The 2,976-nt window shown below is 65.8% G+C and carries 2 protein-coding genes; both read right to left on the bottom strand.

Annotated elements, in window-relative coordinates; translation table 11 throughout:
* Positions 1–415 precede the first annotated feature (415 nt).
* The gene (locus LQV45_RS23430; RefSeq protein ID WP_230009048.1) at positions 416–1,558 is read right to left on the bottom strand and encodes an alanine racemase; all 1,143 of its coding nucleotides are present in this window, start codon (positions 1,556–1,558) and stop codon (positions 416–418) included.
* Between the two features lie 113 nt (positions 1,559–1,671).
* Positions 1,672–2,976, bottom strand: a 1,305-nt coding sequence (locus LQV45_RS23425) for a primary-amine oxidase (RefSeq protein WP_230009047.1), incomplete at its 5' end; no start/stop codon positions are given.

Genomic DNA, 2,976 nt, shown 5'->3' with positions numbered 1-2,976 from the left:
GCGCGCAAGGAACTCGCCGAGCTCAAGAGGAACGCCCGTGCGGCCATCGGCGCCGGCGGCTGAGTAGCGGCCGGCGGCTGAGTAGCGGACCGGCGGACTAGGGCGAACGGACCGGCACACGAACCTTGTGCTTCTGCGCCCGCGGGTCCTTACTGGTGGGAGGAGACCAGGCCGCCCGCCGCCAGGGCGCGACATCGCAAGGATCCAGCTCCCGCCCGGTTCAGCGGTTGGGGCGGCAGGCGCTCCAACCGTCGAACCTGGATCTAGGAGGACAGTCATGTTCGCTCGCGTCAGCACGTATCAGCCCGGCCCGGACAGCTCCGGGGCACCCACAGACGACACCGTCAACCGGGTGCTCCAGCTGCCGGGATGCCTGGGCATCTACTACCTGCTGGGGAAGGACAGCAAGTCACTGTCAATCACGCTGTGGGAGGACGAGGCGGCTCTCGCCGGCAGCGAACAGGCCGCCGCCAAGATCCGCGCCGAGACCAGTGCGGAGCAGCACATGGAGATCCTGGGCGTGGAGGAATTCGAAGTGCTGACCCGGATTGCGCACCGCTGCGGTTGCGCCGGGCTTAAGGGCTCCCTCCGCGGTCCGGACCGAGAGAACGCTGGGCAGTCCGGCGTCGTAGGGAAGGTCCCTTTTGCCGGCTCCGACGACGGCCATCCCGTCTTCGGGGGTGGACAGGACCATCGCGCGAACGGACAGCGCCGGAATGAGTCCCGGAACGGGGCTGACGGCGGCATAGGTGCCGTGGTCGTGGGTGACGTAGCAGCCCGATCTGAGAACAATTCGTGTTCCGGGCACCTGGCCGCGATCGGGAAGGAACTCAACCACGCGGTCCGGGAACGCGGAACCACCCATGGAGTAGATGGGAGTGGCTGTCTCAAAGAACTCCGCCGCTTCCAGATAGATGTCCCGCACCAGCCGGCAGTGCCGGTCAACCGCTGTGACGTTATCCTCGGCCCTGCTGTTGGGCACGACGCCTTCATACCCGGCAACACCCACCAGCCTCAGTCCCGGCGTGGCACGGACCAGCCCGGCCAGCCGCAGACCCTCGGACAGGCTGCGGATGCCGGTGCGCCCGCCGGGAGTTCCGACGTCGATCAGCACCTCCAGGTCGGCCGCCGCACCATCGAAGATCTCGGCAGCCACCTTCACCCCTGCTGCCGAATCGACGAAGCAGCGGATTTCCCGGGCGGGATCTTCCTCCAGCCACGCACGGATACGCGTTAGCCCGGACCTGTCGACGATCTCGTTGGCGACGAGGACGCGCTGATGACCCCAGCGCAGTGCCGAGGCGACTTGATCCACGGTGGCGACGGTGACACCGACGGCGCCGGCCGCCAACTGCCGCTCGATGATTGGTGCCGACATCGTTGTCTTGACGTGCGGCGCGAGATCCACGCCCCGCTCCCGGCACCACGCCGCCATGACCCGGATGTTGTTCTCGAGGGCAGCGCTGTTGAGCCGCAGTTGCGGATACGCCGGCGCCGTGAGGGGCGTTGCCGCGAAGTCCGCATCGGTTCCGTCCGATCTTCCGCTCAGCCTGCTCACACGTATCCCCTGTTCTTCGGTCCCAAAATGCTGCCTCGACTCCGACAAATCTACTGGACTGACGTGTCTACTGGAGTGACGTGCCTCTGGCGGCACGCCCTGGCCCGGGCCGCCTAGACGTCCAGCGCCGGGTTCCGGTCGAAGAAGCCGGCCGGCTTGAGCCAGAACGCGACTGTGTCCACCGGCATGACCGGCCACTCCTCCGGCCGTGGGATGTGGTGAATACCGAAAACGTACCAAAGGACGACGTCGGTGTTTTCCACGGACCGCCCCTGCCGCACCCATTCGGGCATTCCCAGCCCGCCTGTGCCCTGGTTCACGAACTCGCCGGCGGGCCAGCGTTCCGCGGCATCGTTGGGCGTCACCCATACCGTGTGCCCGATGACCTCCGCACGCTGGAAAACCGGAGATGCCGGGTCAAAGAACGACGGGACAGCTGCGCCGGGCACCAGCTTGTACGACACCGGGGTCCCGAGCCCGTTGACCGAGTTGTCGTTCGTCACCGTCCAGGCCCGCTGGGTCTCCCAGGAGTAGTCGTCGTGCCCCTCGGTCGTGATGGGGGTCTTGTCCTGATGCAGGGCGAGCCCGTACGGATTGTCCGGACTCATCGGGACCATCGCGGTTTCCGAACGGTAAACGGTATTTGCGGTGCCGTCGATGTCCAGGTCGAGCCGGGCCACGAGGAAGTGCTGGTGGAAGGGTGCGTAGGTCCGGTTGTCCACCAGCGTTCCGCTCGGATGCTGCTGGCCCTCGCCGAAATTGCTGACCACCATGATGCCGGTGGCCCTCACCTCGCACTCAATGTTCCCGTCCTGGTAGAAGCGCCAGTACACCAGGTATTCATAGTTGGCCACGGTGACATGGAAAGAAATCACCAGTCGACGTATCCGGCGCACTTCCATGCCGCCGTCGTGGTCGATGTGCTTCCACAACACCGCCCCATCCTCTTCGTGGATGCAGATGGCGTTCCTGATGGTGTAGGGCTCCCCCGCAGAATTGTGCATGACCGCATCCAAATACCGGATTTCCCCGAGGCAGTCGCAGCCCAGTTCCAGCGACGTCGTCATGAATCCCAGACCCCATTCGCCGACGTCGAACGCGGTGCGCCGGTAGTGGTCATCGCTGGGATCCCGGTAGGGAACGGCCATTTCGGCGAAGGAAAGGCGGTTCGCGATCGGCCGTTCGCGGCCGCCGTCGCGATAGCTGACCCGGTGCAGCGTCAGCCCTTCGCGGTAGTTGAACCCGACGCGCAGGGACCAGTTCTGCCAGCTGATCCTGTTGCCGTCCATCTGAAAGGAAACGCCTTCGGGCTGGACAATGTCCAGCGGCTTGAGCGGTTCGCGGGTGCTAGCGTCGCGGAGCCGGTCCGGGATCAGCGCCGGGACATATTCGCCCATGATCTCGGGACGGTCCACCGC

Source organism: Microbacterium sp. Bi128 (assembly GCF_918698205.1).
This window is presented reverse-complemented; position numbering and strand designations above follow the sequence as displayed.